Here is a 15,651-nt window from a genome sequence, read left to right as displayed (position 1 = left end):
GTCCCCCGAGATCCCCGCGCCTTCGACCGACAGCGCTGTCGGAGCCGGCGACACCGGCACCCGCCGGCGCTGTCGCCGCCTGTCGGCACCGGCACCAGGTGACAGCACTGTCGGCGCCACGCCCACGTTCACCGTGTCTCCCGAGCGAGAGGCGACCCACCATGCCGCTCCATGTCCTCCCGGCCCCCGCGCCTGCTCTTCGCAGCGTTCTCGCGGCACTCAGTACCCCATCAGCCGTCCGTGAGGACCGTCTCCCGGCACTCAGGTCCGTCCAGGGACCCGTGAGCCCCGAGTGCCCTCTGCCCGTCCACGTTCTCGACCAGGTCGACGCGTACGCCACCGGCAACACCGATACCCGTACTCGCCTGCTGGGCTGGCGGTTCCTGCTCCGGGGCGACGGTGCCACCGTCGCCGCCGCCGAGACCCTGCTCACCCCGGACGGCTGGTCGTTCTCCCACTTCTTCGAAGGCCCCTACCTCGCCTCCACCGAACTCGCCCTCCGCCAGGCGGAGTCGTCGGCCACCCCGTACCAGCCGCGGCTGCTCTCGGTCCCGGCGCTCTACATGCTGACGCTGTGGCTGCGCACCGACCACTACACGAACAACGCGACCCACGCAGACGGCGCGGACGGCACGGCCGACACGAGCGCCGCGGACGCGTCGGATGCCCGGCTCGCCCCGGCCGATCTGCTGATACCGCTCGCCCCCGCCCCGCCGGGGATCACCGCCCACCGGCCGTACCGGGCCGCCGAACTCCTCCCGGTGATGACCCTGCGACTCACCCCGGCCCCGCTGCTCGGCTCGCCCGCCTGACCGGACGTCACCGGCCGCGGCCCCGACCGGCCGTCACCCGGCCATCCAGCCATTTCTCCCCGCCCGGCCCGGTCCGCCCCCGGCGCCGCGGCGGCGGTGCGCCCCGTGGACCCCGCGACAGCGGGGCCGCGGGGCGCGCTGTCGTTCGACCTGGTCACAACGGGCTAGTCCGTTGTGACCAGGCCCGAACCATCCAAAAGGACAGTCCGGTTGAGCTGAACCATCCGCGAGAGTGATACGTCTCTCACCAGAGAGACGAGGTGTCGCGAAATCCCTGCGGAACAACGCCCGTGGGGCAACACTGGGAGCGGACCGAGAGATACGGGGGGCGGCCATGAACACCTCATCGAGCCGCAGGACACTGATCACACCAGAGCGGAAGAACCTGCCCATGTGCCAGCACCAGCCATCGTGCCCGACAGCGGACTCAGCCGACCGTGACGCCGCCCGACTGGTGGCGCACCACCCGGAGCAGGGCTGGAGCCTGCTCTGCAACGGCGTCCTCCTGTTCGAGGACACGGGAGAGCTGCTGCCGGACGGACAGATCATCGCCCCGCACCGTCCGCTGCTGACGGCGCGCGCGGCCTGAGACACGCGGTCTGAGACACGCGGTCTGAGACACGCGGCGGGGGACGGGAGAACCGGGGCCGGACGGGATGCTCACGCACTCCCCGTACCGGCCCCGTGGCATGTCCCGCCGCGCCCGGCGGGTGTGCGCCGCGGCCTCCGGTGGCGCGGCGCACGCGTGCACTCAGCTCTCGTACGCGTCCAACGGCGGGCAGGAGCAGACCAGGTTGCGGTCCCCGAAGGCCCCGTCGATCCGGCGTACCGGCGGCCAGTACTTGTCGGCGGCGCTCACCCCTGCCGGGAAGACCGCTTCGTCACGGCTGTACGCGTGCTCCCACTCGCCGCCCAGCGCCGCCGCGGTGTGCGGCGCGTTGCCCAGCGGGTTGTCGTCGGCGGGCCAGACACCCGACGCGACCTTCTCGATCTCGCCGCGGATCGCGATCATCGCGTCGCAGAAGCGGTCGACCTCGGCCAGGTTCTCGCTCTCGGTCGGCTCGATCATCAGCGTCCCGGCCACCGGGAAGGACATCGTCGGCGCGTGGAAGCCGTAGTCGATCAGCCGCTTGGCGATGTCGTCGACGCTGACACCGGTCGCCTTGGTCAGCGGGCGCAGATCGATGATGCACTCGTGGGCGACGAGCCCGCCGGGGCCCGTGTAGAGCACCGGGAAGTGCGGTTCGAGACGCTTGGCGATGTAGTTCGCGGCGAGCACGGCGACCTGCGTCGCCCGCTTGAGGCCCTCGCCGCCCATCAGCCGGACGTACGTCCAGGAGATCGGCAGGATGCCCGCGGAGCCCCAGGGCGCGGCGGAGACCGGCCCCACCCCGGTCGCAGGTCCCGCCTCCGGCTGGAGCGGGTGGTTGGGGAGGTACGGGGCGAGGTGCGCCCGGACGGCCACCGGACCGACCCCGGGGCCGCCGCCGCCGTGCGGGATGCAGAAGGTCTTGTGCAGATTGAGGTGCGAGACGTCGCCGCCGAACTCGCCCGGCTTGGCGAGGCCGACCAGCGCGTTGAGGTTGGCGCCGTCGACGTAGACCTGTCCGCCGGCCTCGTGGACCCGGCCGCAGATGTCGGCGACGTGCTCCTCGAACACCCCGTGGGTCGACGGGTAGGTGATCATCAGAACGGCGAGTTCGTCCCGGTGCCGCTCGATCTTGGCCCGCAGATCGGCGATGTCGATCTCACCGTCGTCGGCCGTGGCGACCACGACCACCGACATGCCCGCCATCACGGCGCTGGCGGCGTTCGTGCCGTGCGCCGAGGACGGGATGAGGCAGATCGTCCGGCCGGTGTCGCCGTTGGCGCGGTGGTAGGCGCGGACGGCGAGCAGTCCGGCGAGTTCTCCCTGCGATCCGGCGTTCGGCTGGAGGGACACCTTGTCGTATCCGGTGATCTCGGCCAGCCGCTCCTCCAGCTCCCGGATCAGGGTGAGGTATCCGGCCGCCTGCCCGGCGGGGGCGAAGGGGTGGATTTGGCCGAACTCGGGCCAGGTCACCGGCTCCATCTCGGTGGTGGCGTTCAGCTTCATCGTGCAGGAGCCGAGGGGGATCATGCCCCGGTCCAGCGCGTAGTCGCGGTCGGCCAGCCGGCGCAGATACCGCAGCATCGCGGTCTCGGAGCGGTGCTGGTGGAAGACGGGATGCGTCAGATAGTCGTCGGTCCGCAGCAGGTCCACGGGCAGGGTGTCCGCCGCCGACTCGTCGAGGGCGTCGAGGTCGGATCCGGCGTCGGCCCCGAAGGCCGTGAGGACGGCCCGGAGCGCGGCCCGGTCGGTGGTCTCGTCGCAGGCGATCGAGACGTGCGACTCGTCCACCGGGCGGAGGTTGACCCCGCCCTCGCGCGCGGCGGCGACCACATCGGCGGCCCGGCCGGGTACGCGTACCGTCACGGTGTCGAAGTACGTGTCGTGGACGATCTCCGCCCCGCTCGCCGCCAGACCCGCGGCGAGCAGGGTGGCGTAGCGGTGGGTGCGCCGCGCGATGGAGCGCAGTCCGTCGGGGCCGTGGTAGACGGCGTACATCCCGGCCATCACCGCGAGCAGCACCTGAGCGGTACAGATGTTGCTGGTGGCCTTCTCACGGCGGATGTGCTGCTCGCGGGTCTGGAGGGCGAGGCGGTACGCCCGGTCGCCGTCCGCGTCGACGGAGACACCGACGAGGCGGCCCGGCAGGTTGCGGGCGAACTTCTCGCGGACCGCCATGAATCCGGCGTGCGGACCGCCGAAGCCCATCGGGACGCCGAACCGCTGGCTGGTGCCGACGGCGATGTCCGCGCCGAGTTCGCCGGGGGAGGTGAGCAGGGTGAGGGCGAGCAGGTCGGCGGCGACGGTGACGACCGCGCCCAGCTCGTGCGCCCGCTCGATCACGGGGCGCGGGTCGCGTACGGCCCCGGAGGCGCCCGGGTACTGGAGGAGGACGCCGAAGACTCCGCGTTCGGCGACGTCGGCGGGGATGCCGTCGCTCAGATCGGCGACGAGGACCTCCACCCCGGTGGGCTCGGCCCGGGTCTCGATCACGGCCAGCGTCTGCGGCAGGACGTCGGCGTCGACGAGGAAGACGCCGTCCTTGACCTTGCCGATCCGGCGGGAGAGCGCCATGGCCTCGGCGGCGGCCGTGCCCTCGTCGAGGAGGGAGGCGCCGGAGGTCGGCAGACCGGTCAGATCGGCGACCATGGTCTGGAAGTTCAGCAGCGCCTCCAGCCGGCCCTGGGAGATCTCCGGCTGGTAGGGGGTGTACGCGGTGTACCAGGAGGGGTTCTCCATGACATTGCGCAGCACCACCGGCGGGGTGAAGGTGCCGTAGTAGCCGAGGCCGATCATCGACGTCAGTACGGTGTTGCGGTCGGCGAGCGCGCGGAGCTCGGCGAGCACCTCGGGCTCGGTCCTGGCGTCGGGCAGACCCAGCGCCCCGACGCTCTTGATCACATCGGGTACCGCGGCGGCGGTCAGCTCGTCCAGCGACCCGTAGCCCACCTGAGCCAGCATCTTGGCCCGGGCCTCGGCGTCGGGTCCTATGTGGCGCTGCTCGAAGGGGATTCCCCGCTCCAGTTCCCGGAGGGAGATGCGGTTGGCGGTCATACAGGCGGCCTCCTGGTCAGTGACGACCCGGTGAGGGGCACCCCGGCGGATGCCCGGGATGGCCTCCCCCTCTGTCATCTCAACCTGAGAGCTTCACCGTCCGCCCGTGGCGGGGGCGGGCCGGCTTTCACCGTCGGTGTGAGCGGATGCCGTCCGGCACCCACTCCACTTTCCAGAGTGACCTCGTCCACGCGGTACGGGTGCCTGAGAGATTCCGGGGAGGAGTTGCTCCTTCGGCGCCACCGTCGACCTGCCGGTGGGCTCTCCCGCGCGGGGTCAGCAGCCGCTGCCAGCCTACCAGCGCACTCTTCGGCAGGTGAGGCCCGTGATCGCTCGAGTGGCCGACGACCACGATGTGCTTTTTCGTGGTGTTTGAGGGCTTTCGGTGTTCGTCAGGCTTTTCCGGCAGCAGGTACGACCTTCTGGAGGGACCGTGCAGACCGATATCGATCCGCGGAGCCTGATCGGCCGCAAGGCGTACGACCGCGACGGTGTGCGGATAGGGACCGTCGACGAGGTGTATCTCGACGACGCCACCGGCTCACCCGATTGGGCGGCCGTCCGGACCGGGCTCTTCGGCCGGGACTCCTTCGTCCCCCTCGCCCCGAGCACCGTCGTCGAGGACACCCTCCGGGTCCCCTTCGAGCGGTCGCTGATCAAGACGGCGCCGGACTTCGGCGTCGGCCGCCATCTCTCACCCGCCCAGGAGCTCCAGCTCTGCCGTCATTACGGCATCGAGGTCTCCGCCCCGTCCGCGCCGCCCTCTCCCCCGGCGTCGTCCGGCCCGGTCCCCGACCGCTCCTTCGGTACGGTCGCCGGCGAGGACGGCCCACCGGGCGGCTCCCCCGGCCGATCCACCGGCTGATCCGGCGGCCGTTCCACCAGCGGCAGCGGGTCGGATGGGGTCAGTTCCGGGTCCTCCACCCGGAACGTCCTTACCCGCCCGACCGGCCCCCGGGGCACCTCGAACCGCACGGTGACCCGGCCCAGCCCGCTGCCGTGCACCCATCCGGGGCCGTGTACCGCATGGGTGACGTCCTGCCCGGGGGACCACTGCCGTACGGAGGGTTCCGCGGGGGCCTCCGGAGCGGCCCCGGACCCGGCCGCGGCATCCGCGGGGCGGGGGCCGCGGGCCGCCTCCCCGACCCCATCTCCACCGCCACCACCGGCACCCGTGCCCGCGGCCCCCGCCCCGGACACGGAGCCGCCGAGCGCCTCCGCGGCCTGGGCGAAGAGGTCCTCCTGGGTCCAGTCGGCGAGACCGGAGACCCCCACCCCGAGGAGACGTACGCCTCCCGTGGTGTCGACGCCCTCCAGCAGCCGCTCCGCGGCCTCCCGCACCACCATCGGGTCGTCCGTCGGCCCCCGCAGCGTCTCCGAGCGGGTCAGCGTCGAGAAGTCGTATCTGCGTACCTTGAGCACGATCGTCCGGCCCGAGTGTCCGGAGGCGCGCAGCCGCCGTACGCAGCGGTCGGCGAGCCGCTCCACCTCCAGCCGGATCCGCAGCCGGTCGTGGAGGTCGACGTCGAAGGTGTCCTCCACGGAGACCGACTTCATATCGCGTTCGGCCACCACCGGCCGGTCGTCGTGGCCGAGGGCCATCCGGTACAGGGACGTCCCCTGCGCCCGTCCCAGCAGCCGTACCAGCTCGTCCTCGCCCGCCTCCACCAGATCGGCGCAGATCGTGATCCCGCCGCGCCGCAGATGCTCACCGGTGGCCGGGCCGATCCCGGGCAGCGTACGGACCGACAGCGGGCCCAGCAGCTCGCGCTCCGTCCCCGGCTCGATGAGCACCAGGCCGTCCGGTTTGGCCTGCTCCGAGGCCACCTTGGCTATCATCTTCGATCCCGCGAGCCCCACCGAGCCGGTCAGCCCGGTGACGGCCGCGATATCGGCCCGCAGCCGCTCGCCGACCGCCCGCGCGGATGCCGCGTCCGCGGCGGCGCCGCCCGCCTCCAGATCGACGAACGCCTCGTCCAGACTCAACGGCTCCACCAGCGGCGACAACCCCCCGAGCAGCCGCATCACCTGCTCGCTGATCGAGCGGTAGAAGGCGAACCGGGGCACCAGATACGCCGCGTTCGGCGCCAGCCGCCGGGCCTGGGACATCGGCATCGCCGAGTGCACCCCGAAGCGCCGGGCCTCGTACGACGCCGTGGCGACCACCCCGCGCGGGCCGAGACCGCCGACGACCACCGGCTTGCCGCGCACACTCGGCTTCGACGCCTGCTCCGCGGCGGCGAAGAACGCGTCCATGTCCAGATGCAGAATCGTCGGGGCGGATCTCACCCGCCCGATGCTGCCCTACGCCACTGACAACGCACGGGCGGGATCCGCGGGACACGGCCCGGGACCCCCGCCCGGGTCAGACCGCCCGGTCGCGCCGGCGCCGGGCCAGTTCGTCCGCGGGGTTGTTGCCGACCAGCGTCTCGCCGGTGTCGATCCGCTCGCCGTGGAGCTGCGACAGCGCGGCGTCGACATCCCGCCGGACCACGCCGACGGCGATCCCGAAGACGCCGTGACCGCCCTGGAGCAGATCGACGACCTCGTCGGGGGACGAGCACTCGTACACCGTCGCGCCGTCGCTCATCAGCGTCATCCGCTCCAGCTCGGCCAGCTCGCGCTCGCGCAGATGCCGGACCGCGGCCCGGATGTTCTGCAGGGCGACGCCGGTGTCGAGGAAACGCTTGACGATCTTGAGGACAACGACGTCACGGAAGCTGTAGAGCCGCTGCGTGCCCGATCCGTACGCCGGACGCACACTCGGTTCGACCAGACCCGTACGCGCCCAGTAGTCGAGCTGGCGGTAGGTGATCCCCGCCGCCGCACAGGCCGTCGGCCCCCGGTACCCCACCGTCTCCTCCGGTGGTGGCACGGACTCCGCGTCCACCGGTCCCCGCACACCCCCGTGGAGCGGATACGGCCCGCTCTCCACCGGACTCCGTCCGGGGACGCCCCCCACCCCAACCGCACCGTCGCCGCTGCTTCTCACGCCGACCCTCCGTCCTTGACCTGCCCACTCGACGGTAGGCAGTCGCCAGGGGTGCGTCAACGATCGCCACACTCGGCACGCCGAGTGATAATCACCCTGAGGGTGGTTTCCCGTGCCCCTGTCCGGGGTAAGGCTAGCCGAATGGCCATATGCCAACCGGAATGACGGTCACTGGCTGTTGGTCCCGAAGTCCTCCGGCGAGATCTGGTCGAGGAACTCGCGGAACTTCTCCACCTCGTCCTCCTGCTCGTCGGGGATCGCGATCCCCGCGTCGTCGAGCACCCCGTCACTGCCGTAGATCGGCGCACCGACGCGCAGGGCGAGCGCTATGGCGTCGGAGGGCCGGGCGCTGACCTCGACACCACTGGCGAACACCAGTTCGGCGTAGAAGACGCCTTCCCGCAGATCGGTGATGCGGACCTCGGTCAGCTCCTGGCCCAGCGCGTCCAGCACGTCCTTGAACAGGTCATGGGTCAGCGGTCGGGCCGGTGCCATGCCCTGCTGGCCGAGGGCGATGGCGGTCGCCTCCCCGGGGCCGATCCAGATGGGGAGGTACCGATCGCCTCCCACTTCTCGCAGGAGCACGATCGGTTGATTGGAGGGCATCTCCACCCGGACGCCCACAACGTCGAGCTCGTTCACACAGCAACCCTAGGCCGTGCCCGGCCTCTTTGGATAGTCGGGCAGGGCCATGATCATTGGATCCGGACCCCGAGGGATGTCTCCATCAGGGCCGCGTGGAGCCGTACGGACAGGCCCGCGAGCTCTTTCGCGGTGGCCTCCGCATGGGCCCTGGTCTGGGGATTGCGATGCCGCCGCAAGGGTGCCACCACCTGTTCCACCAGGCCCGCCTCCCGGTCCGCCGCGGCCCGCATCGCCCGCAGATGGCGGGGTTCGAGACCGAAACGGCCCAGTTCGGCCACGAGCCGGGCCACGGTGACCGCACCGGCGTCGTACGAACCGTCGGCGGCGGCCGTGACCAGGCCGTACGACTGCCACTCGGCCAGCTCCTCACCGGTCACCCCGGCGGCGGCCAGCAGCTCGGACCGCCCCACCCGGGCAGCGGTGGGACGCTCCGCCTCCGTCACCTGCGGGCCGACGGCCCCGGCAGCGTTGTCCACCCCGCCGGGGGTCCCGTCGAAACCGGTGGGCCCGGCCCCGTCGCGCTGCGGCCCCGAGGCGGGCAGCTGAGGCTGCTCCCCCCGGGCCACGGCGTCCAGATGTTCCCGGATCACCTTCAGCGGCAGATAGTGGTCCCGCTGCATCCGCAGGACCTGGGCCAGCCGCTCCACATCCGCCCGGGAGAACTTGCGATACCCCGATGGGGTACGCCGGGGCTCCACGAGCCCCTCCGCCTCCAGAAACCGGATCTTGGAGATGGTGACTTCGGGAAACTCGTCGTGCAGCTGGGTGAGCACCGTTCCGATGCTCATCAGCCTCTCTCCCGGGACGGCGGTGCCGTCCCCGGCACCGCCCGGCGGTGTTCGCAGCATGTGCCTTCCCACGGATGCCCCGCGACGACCGGCGATCAGTAGCCCCGCTGGCTCGCGTGGCTCGCGTAGAAGACCATCCGGTACTTGCCGATCTGAACCTCGTCCCCGCTGGTCAGATAGACCGACTCGATGGGCTCACGGTTGACGTAGGTGCCGTTCAGACTGCCGACGTCGGCGACGCTGAAACTGCCGTCCGGACCCCGGCGGAACTCCACATGACGCCTGGAGACCGTCACGTCGTCGAGGAAGATATCGCTCTGCGGGTGACGGCCGGCGGTCGTCAGATCCCCGTCGAGCAGGAACCGGCTGCCCGAGTTGGGCCCGCGGCGCACCACCAGCAGCGCCGAGCCCAGCGGCAGGGCGTCCACCGCGGCCTGGGCCTCCGGCGACAGCGACGGCAGCGCGGTCTGGCCCGTCGTCTCCGAGTCGTACGCCTCCAGCCCCGAGATGGAGATCGTCGACGTCGTCTCGGAGGACCGCTCGGGTGCCACTCCGGGGCGCAGCGGGGCGCCGCAGTTGGAGCAGAACCGGCCGGAGTCGGGGTTGCGGTGACCGCACCTCGTACAGACCGTCACTCCCGCCATGGAAGGATCCTCCTGCCGCGGCTGTCCCCCATGGGGATTGGTCGCATAGGGGTCGGAGGCGTAACCGCCGCCCGCACCCGCGGTCGATGATTCCCCGAAACCTATGCGTCCGGCACCGGCAGGGTCAACAGACGACGCGCCAGGGCCCCCCGGATACCCACCACCCGGACCACCGACCTCGTCCCGGAAGAGCGGGCGCTGTCCACCCTGCTCCTCCTGCTGATCCTGACGGCGCGCACGATGCCTGGCGCTGCCGCCGTCCTCGCGGGCGCTCTTGCCGAACAACTTCGCAAACAACTTCACGGGCGATTCCCCTTGACCGAAATAGACCCGCCCGTGGGGCAGGACGAACTCTCAACGACGCCTGCCGACCCGGACATCCTCACAACGTCCGTACCCACCAGACAGTTTCCACCACACCGCGCGAAGTCGTCGTTCCGACCTCCCGCGGCCTCACGACCCGACATAACGGGCACCGACTCCCGACGCCTCACCGCGTGGACGACCGAGCGTAGTCAGGCTGCTTCTCGGGTCGCAAGGCGTCCACGATGATCTTCTCCGAGCGGGCCACCGTGGCCGTGGCCTGCTCCTTCTCCAGTGTCCGCACGATTCCCCCAGGAATGTTCAGGGCCGGTTCGAGATCCTGCGGCTTTCCGATCACCTCGAACCGGTACGGCGCGGTGATCTTCCTCCCGTCCACCTCGACGTTCCCACCGGAACCGGTGAAGTACGTATCGGCGACGACACGGTTCCCGTTGACCTCGATCGCCTCCGCGCCGGCCGCCCGCAGCTCCTGGACCGCGTCCAGCAGCATGTCCGGCTCCACGGTGCCGGACCGGTCGGCGACGGTGAGGGTGATACCGGGACCCCGTGCCGCCACCGTACCCGCGAGAATGCCGAGCTGCTGCTCCTTCTGCCGGGTCTGCCGCCGTGCCTCCTCCGCCTGGTCCGAGCTGGTCTCCAGCTCCGTCCGCTGCTCCTCCAGCCGCCGCTTCTCGGCCTCCAGCCGCTCGGTGCGGCTGTCCAGCTCGTCGAGGATACGGACGAGGTCCTCCTGGCGGGCTCCGCGCAGCGCGCTGTTGTCGCTGGTGGACCGTACCTGGATGGCGAGCCCGAGGCCGAGCACGAAGAGCAGCAGGGCCACCGTCAGCTGGGCGCGGGTGACGCGCGGCGGCCACAGGCCCGCCTTGAGCCGCTGGCGGCCCGTAGGCCGCGCCCGGGCGCCGGACCCCGCCGGATCCGGCCGTTCCGTTGCACCGGACCCGGTCGTTCCGTCGTTCCGGTCCCTGTCCGGCTCCGTCTCCACCGGCCTCACGCCTGGAAGACGTGGCGGCGGATGGCCGCCGCGTTGGAGAAGATCCGGATACCGAGCACGACCACGACACCGGTCGACAACTGCGCGCCCACGCCCAGCTTGTCCCCGAGGAAGACGATCAGCGCGGCCACCACGACGTTCGACAGGAACGACACGACGAAGACCTTGTCGACGAAGATCCCGTCCAGCATCGCCCGCAGCCCGCCGAAGACGGCGTCGAGCGCCGCCACGACGGCGATCGGCAGATAGGGCTCGACCACGGCGGGTACCTCGGGCCGGACCAACAGCCCGGCCACGACTCCCACGACGAGGCCCAGTACGGCGATCACGATGTGCCCTTCCCTGTGTCGGTGGGCCCTCGCCCGCTCCCCTTCGGGGCATCGGGGCCTTCCGGTTCCGCTGTACGTACGATCAGGCTCGGCGCGGCCGGGAGCCGCACCCTGTCCTCAGTGGAGATGCTGAAACGGATCCCGAAGTTCTCCCGGAGCGCGTGCAAATAATGTCCGTCCGCGCTGTCCTGGAACGTCGTGTTCAGCTTCTTGCCGTCCCCCACCGCGAGCACCGTGTACGGCGGCACCAGCGGTCTGTTGTCGACCAGTATGGCGTCCCCCGCGGCCCGGATCGCCGACAGGGCCGTCAGCCGCTGCCCGTTGATGGCGACGGACTCGGCGCCCGACTCCCACAACCCGTTGACGACCCGCTGCATGTCCCGGTCCCGTACCCGGCCGGTGTCGCTGAACCCGCTGCTCTCGCGCGGCCCGCCACCGCCACCGCCGCCGGTGCCCTTCGCGTCGTCGACGACGAGCTTCACCCCCGGGCCCTCGACCCCCGTCGCGCCGGCCAGCAGGGCCACCGTCCTGCCCTGGTCGCCGCCCTGGGCCCGCAGGGCCTTCCGCTGACGCTCCCCCACCTCGGTACGGAGCGCCTTCACTTCGCCTTCCAGGGCGTCCACGTCGTCGGTCTCCGCGTCGATGCGGTCGATCAACTCCTCTCGCTCCTTGGCGACGACAGGAGCCGATATCCGCGCTTCGGCGGCCCCCACGGTGACGATTCCCGCGGTCAGTACCAGACCGGCGCCCAGCCACAACTTCGCCTTCAGCGTGCGGGGCAGGCCCCCGCCGTCGGCCCGGCGCGCGGCCGCCTCCGCGTAGCCCTCGTCGAGGCTGTGTTCCATCACATTGGTCAGCAGCGACATGGAGGCGTCGGGGCGCGCGGGCGGGGAACCGGAACGTGCTCCGGTGCCCCGTACGGGAGGCTGCGCGGGGGGCTGCTGCGGCATGCCGCACATCGTCGCACGTCGCACGCGCTACCGCCGAATGGCCCCACCCGGGTGCGGGACGGCAGGTCGGTCCGCCGTCCCGCACCCGGTTCACACGTCAGTGACCTGCGCTGTCGACCACGGCCGCCCACTCGTCGAGGAGGGTCTTGGCCGAGGCGTCGTCGGGCCCCTCGGCCCACAGATGAGTGACGGCCTCCGCCGGGTCGGGCAGCACCATCACCCATCGCCCGTCGGTCTCCACGACGCGTACCCCGTCCGTGGTGTCCACCTGACGTTCCCCGGCCGCCTCGACGACCCGTCGCATCACGAGGCCCTTGACGGCCCAGGGTGTCGCCAGGTCCCGCTTGAGGACGTGCGCCCGCGGGATCCGCGCGTCGATCTGGCTGAGCGTGAGCTGGGTCCTGGCGATCAGGCCCACCAGCCGGACCAGGGCGGCCGTACCGTCGAAAACGCTGCTGAACTCCGGCACGATGTATCCGCCGCGGCCGTCACCGCCGAAGATCGTCGTCTCCTCCCGGCCGACCCTGGTGAGGTCGTCGGGCGAGGTCGTCGTCCACTCGACCTCGGTTCCGTGGTACGCGGCCACCTGCTCGGCGATCCTGGTGGTGGTCACCGGCAGCGCCACTTTGCCGCTGCGGCGTTCCGCGGCGACCAGGTCGAGCAGGACCAGCAGCGCCCGGTCGTCCTCGATGATGCGGCCGCGTTCGTCGACGAGGGAGAGCCGTTCGCCCACGGGGTCGAAGCGCACCCCGAAGGCGGCCCGCGCGGACGCCACCATCTCGCCCAGGCGTACCAGACCGGCCCTGCGGCTCTCCCGGGTCTCGGTGGGCCGGGCCTCGTCGAGCCCCGGGTTGATCGTCAGCGCGTCCAGCCCGAGCCGGCCCAGCAGGCTGGGCAGCACGAGCCCCGCACTGCCGTTGGAGGCGTCGATGACGACCTTCAGCCCGGATTCGGCGATCCCCGTGGTGTCCACGTTCCGCAGCAGGGATCCCGTGTACGAGTCGAAGACGCTGGCCGGGAAGTGCAGGTCCCCGATCTCCCCGGGGAAGGCCCGCCGGTACTCCTGGCGGGCGTACACCCGGTCCAGCTTCCGCTGTCCGGCCTGCGACAGATCGGCGCCGCGTTCGTCGAAGAACATGATGTCGACGGAGTCCGGCACCCCAGGGGAGGTGCGGATCATGATCCCGCCGGCGCTGCCGCGCGCGGTCTGCTGCCGGGCCACGGGAAGCGGCACGTTCTCCAGGTCGCGGACGTCGATGGCGCTGGTCTGGAGGGCGGAGATGACGGCCCGCTTCAGGGCCCGGGCGCCACGTGAGTGGTCCCGGGCCGTGGTCACGGTGGCGCCCTTCTTCAAGGTGGTGGCGTACGCGCCCGCCAGCCGTACCGCCAGCTCGGGGGTGATCTCCACATTGAGGATCCCGGACACGCCCCGGGCCCCGAAGAGATGGGCCTGGCCGCGCGACTCCCAGATCACCGAGGTGTTGACGAAGGCGCCGGCCTCGATGGTCTTGAACGGGTAGACACGTACGTTGCCCTGGATGATGGATTCCTCGCCGACGAGACACTCGTCGCCGATGACCGCGCCGTCCTCGATCCGGGCGGCCCGCATGATGTCCGTGTTCTTGCCGACGACACAGCCCCGGAGATTGGAGTGCTCCCCGATGTAGACGTTGTCGTGGATCACGGCCTTGTGGAGGAAGGCGCCGCTCTTGACGACGACGTTCGAGCCGACGACCGTGTGTTCGCGGATCTCCACATCGGCCTCGACCTTGGCGTAGTCCCCGATGTACAGCGGGCCGCGCAGGACCGCGTCCGGGTGCACCTCGGCGCCTTCGGCGACCCATACGCCGGGCGAGATCTCGAAGCCGTCGAGTTCGACCTCGACCTTGCCCTCCAGGACATCGGCCTGGGCCTTCACATAGCTCTCGTGGGTACCGACGTCCTCCCAGTAGCCTTCGGCGATATAGCCGTAGATCGGCTTGCCGTCCTTCATGAGCTGCGGGAAGACATCTCCGGACCAGTCCACGGGGACATCGGCCTCGACGTAGTCGAAGACCTCCGGCTCCATGACATAGATACCGGTATTGACCGTGTCCGAGAACACCTGGCCCCAGGTCGGCTTCTCCAGAAAACGCTCGACCTTGCCCGCCTCGTCGACAATGGTGATACCGAATTCCAGCGGATTGGGCACCCGGGTCAGACATACGGTGACCATCGCGCCTTTCTCCTTGTGGAAGGAGATCAGATCGGTCAGGTCGAAATCGGTGAGCGCGTCCCCCGAGATGACGAGGAATGCGTCGTCTCTCAGCGCCTCCTCGGCGTTCTTCACACTGCCCGCGGTTCCGAGCGGCTTCTCCTCATTGGCGTAGGTGAGCTCCATACCGAGCTCTTCGCCGTCCCCGAAATAGTTCTTGACGAGCGACGCGAGAAACTGGACGGTCACCACGGTCTCGCTGAGACCGTGCCGCTTGAGCAGCCGCAGCACATGCTCCATAATCGGCCGGTTGGCGACTGGCAGGAGCGGCTTGGGCATGCTGGAAGTCATGGGGCGAAGTCGAGTTCCTTCGCCACCGGCCATCACGACGGCCTTCATGTCGGAAGCGTCCTCCTTGAGAGACGACGGCCCAGCCGACTGCGCTCGTCCTAAGAGGCCCTCTTGGCGTCATACGCGACCGGCCACACTGCACGGCCGCGCATCAACGAGGTCAATCGGCCACTGTATCCGCCTTGACGAGACGGCGGACCTGGACCACATACAGGATCCCTGCCCACCAATACAGAGTTGTACCCCATCCTGCGAACGCCCATCCGAAAACGGCGGCAAGTGACGCAAGCCACCCCGAGCCGTCACTCAGGAGCAGTAGCGGGAAGGCATACATCAGGTTGAAGGTGGCGGCCTTGCCGAGGAAGTTCACCTGGGGTGGTGGGTAGCCGTGGCGCCGGAGGATCCACACCATCACCAGCAGCATCAGTTCTCGCGCCAGAAGGGCCGCGGTCAGCCAGAGTGGCAGGATTTCCCGCCAGGTGAGGCCGACGAGGGTGGAGAGGATGTACAGCCGGTCAGCGGCGGGGTCGAGTAGCCGGCCGAGGTTGCTGATCTGGTTCCAGCGCCGGGCGAGTTTCCCGTCGAGATAGTCGCTGATCCCGCTGAGCATCAGGACCAGCAGTGCCCAGCCGTCGCTCTTGGGCCCGCCGAACTCGGGCCGGAGGATCAGCCACAGGAAGAGCGGCACACCGGCCAGCCGGGCCATGCTGAGGATGTTGGGGATGGTGAGTACCCGGTCCGTCTGAACGCGGGTCTCCTGGACCTCCACCCGGGGCCTCCTGGGGAACGTGCCTATGATGCTCCACGGACTTTACCGTCAGTGGGGAACCCGCCCGCACACGGGTGGTCCGCGCGGTTCTTTCGGAGGGGTCCGTAAATGGGAAAAGGGCTCTGGCCCCGAGACTGTGTCTCAAGGGGCCAGAGCCCTCAACATAATGATTGTTCGGCGGCGTCCTACTCTCCCACAGGGTCCCCCCTGCAGTACCAT

The 15,651-nt window shown here is 70.4% G+C and carries 13 protein-coding genes, 1 pseudogene and 1 riboswitch; of the genes and pseudogenes, 3 read left to right on the top strand and 11 right to left on the bottom strand.

The genetic code is table 11. The features are described from left to right. Positions 1–161: 161 nt before the first annotated feature. Both ACFXG1_RS27925 and ACFXG1_RS27920 read left to right on the top strand, forming a co-directional pair. Positions 162–812, top strand: a complete 651-nt coding sequence (locus ACFXG1_RS27925) for a hypothetical protein (protein WP_384745036.1) — start codon at positions 162–164, stop codon at positions 810–812. Between the two features lie 391 nt (positions 813–1,203). Beyond that, entirely contained in the window at positions 1,204–1,401 is a 198-nt protein-coding gene (locus tag ACFXG1_RS27920) for a DUF5999 family protein (RefSeq protein ID WP_384719399.1), read from the top strand. 162 nt (positions 1,402–1,563) lie between these two features. Here the strand turns inward: ACFXG1_RS27920 and gcvP are convergent, their stop codons facing one another. After that, the gene (gene gcvP / locus ACFXG1_RS27915) at positions 1,564–4,455 is read right to left on the bottom strand and encodes an aminomethyl-transferring glycine dehydrogenase (RefSeq protein WP_384745034.1); all 2,892 of its coding nucleotides are present in this window, start codon (positions 4,453–4,455) and stop codon (positions 1,564–1,566) included. Positions 4,456–4,637: 182 nt separating this feature from the next. Further along, positions 4,638–4,734: riboswitch (glycine riboswitch) on the bottom strand. A gap of 154 nt (positions 4,735–4,888) precedes the next feature. Between gcvP and ACFXG1_RS27910 the strand changes: the two genes are divergently transcribed. Beyond that, positions 4,889–5,320, top strand: a complete 432-nt coding sequence (locus ACFXG1_RS27910; RefSeq protein WP_384719395.1) for a PRC-barrel domain-containing protein — start codon at positions 4,889–4,891, stop codon at positions 5,318–5,320. Here the strand turns inward: ACFXG1_RS27910 and ACFXG1_RS27905 are convergent. The 10 genes and pseudogenes from ACFXG1_RS27905 to ACFXG1_RS27860 all read right to left on the bottom strand — a co-directional run. Next, positions 5,212–6,744 (bottom strand): annotated as a pseudogene (locus tag ACFXG1_RS27905) (DNA polymerase IV); the annotation flags it as partial. The gene ACFXG1_RS27910 and the pseudogene ACFXG1_RS27905 overlap by 109 nt on opposite strands. Before the next feature lie 76 nt (positions 6,745–6,820). After that, positions 6,821–7,447 carry a MerR family transcriptional regulator gene (locus ACFXG1_RS27900; RefSeq protein WP_384717484.1) on the bottom strand — a complete coding sequence of 209 codons (627 nt, stop codon included), beginning with the start codon at positions 7,445–7,447 and terminating at the stop codon, positions 6,821–6,823. A gap of 168 nt (positions 7,448–7,615) precedes the next feature. Further along, positions 7,616–8,089: a bifunctional nuclease family protein gene (locus ACFXG1_RS27895; RefSeq protein ID WP_358829197.1), complete on the bottom strand. Its 474-nt coding sequence runs from the start codon at positions 8,087–8,089 to the stop codon at positions 7,616–7,618. A 53-nt stretch (positions 8,090–8,142) separates the two neighbouring features. Next, the gene (locus ACFXG1_RS27890) at positions 8,143–8,940 is read right to left on the bottom strand and encodes a MerR family transcriptional regulator (protein WP_384745031.1); all 798 of its coding nucleotides are present in this window, start codon (positions 8,938–8,940) and stop codon (positions 8,143–8,145) included. A gap of 35 nt (positions 8,941–8,975) precedes the next feature. After that, on the bottom strand, positions 8,976–9,869 hold the full coding sequence (locus ACFXG1_RS27885) for an FHA domain-containing protein (protein WP_384717492.1): 894 nt from the start codon (positions 9,867–9,869) through the stop codon (positions 8,976–8,978). 145 nt (positions 9,870–10,014) lie between these two features. Next, on the bottom strand, positions 10,015–10,830 hold the full coding sequence (locus tag ACFXG1_RS27880) for a DUF881 domain-containing protein (RefSeq protein ID WP_384717478.1): 816 nt from the start codon (positions 10,828–10,830) through the stop codon (positions 10,015–10,017). Positions 10,831–10,835: 5 nt separating this feature from the next. Continuing rightward, positions 10,836–11,168 carry a small basic family protein gene (locus ACFXG1_RS27875; RefSeq protein ID WP_006350443.1) on the bottom strand — a complete coding sequence of 111 codons (333 nt, stop codon included), beginning with the start codon at positions 11,166–11,168 and terminating at the stop codon, positions 10,836–10,838. Continuing rightward, complete coding sequence (locus ACFXG1_RS27870) at positions 11,165–12,127, bottom strand: DUF881 domain-containing protein (RefSeq protein WP_384717489.1); 963 nt, start codon at positions 12,125–12,127, stop codon at positions 11,165–11,167. Before ACFXG1_RS27870 ends, ACFXG1_RS27875 begins: the two co-directional genes overlap by 4 nt. A gap of 88 nt (positions 12,128–12,215) precedes the next feature. Beyond that, complete coding sequence (locus ACFXG1_RS27865) at positions 12,216–14,711, bottom strand: sugar phosphate nucleotidyltransferase (RefSeq protein ID WP_384745029.1); 2,496 nt, start codon at positions 14,709–14,711, stop codon at positions 12,216–12,218. A 112-nt stretch (positions 14,712–14,823) separates the two neighbouring features. Next, on the bottom strand, positions 14,824–15,432 hold the full coding sequence (locus tag ACFXG1_RS27860; protein ID WP_384720983.1) for a CDP-alcohol phosphatidyltransferase family protein: 609 nt from the start codon (positions 15,430–15,432) through the stop codon (positions 14,824–14,826). Between the last annotated feature and the right edge of the window lie 219 nt (positions 15,433–15,651).

Origin of the sequence: Streptomyces sp. NPDC059248, assembly GCF_042753905.1 — a bacterium.
Lineage (GTDB): Bacteria > Actinomycetota > Actinomycetes > Streptomycetales > Streptomycetaceae > Streptomyces.
The sequence above is the reverse complement of the archived record's forward strand: the minus strand, read 5'-3'. Positions and strand labels throughout refer to the sequence as shown.

Coding starts and splice junctions, on each gene's coding strand:
- ACFXG1_RS27925 (WP_384745036.1), top strand. CDS start 162: ATGCCGCTCCATGTCCTCCCGGCCCCCGCGCCTGCTCTTCGCAGCGTT.
- ACFXG1_RS27920 (WP_384719399.1), top strand. CDS start 1,204: ATGTGCCAGCACCAGCCATCGTGCCCGACAGCGGACTCAGCCGACCGT.
- gcvP (WP_384745034.1), bottom strand. CDS start 4,455: ATGACCGCCAACCGCATCTCCCTCCGGGAACTGGAGCGGGGAATCCCC.
- ACFXG1_RS27890 (WP_384745031.1), bottom strand. CDS start 8,940: ATGCTGCGAACACCGCCGGGCGGTGCCGGGGACGGCACCGCCGTCCCG.
- ACFXG1_RS27870 (WP_384717489.1), bottom strand. CDS start 12,127: ATGTGCGGCATGCCGCAGCAGCCCCCCGCGCAGCCTCCCGTACGGGGC.
- ACFXG1_RS27865 (WP_384745029.1), bottom strand. CDS start 14,711: ATGAAGGCCGTCGTGATGGCCGGTGGCGAAGGAACTCGACTTCGCCCC.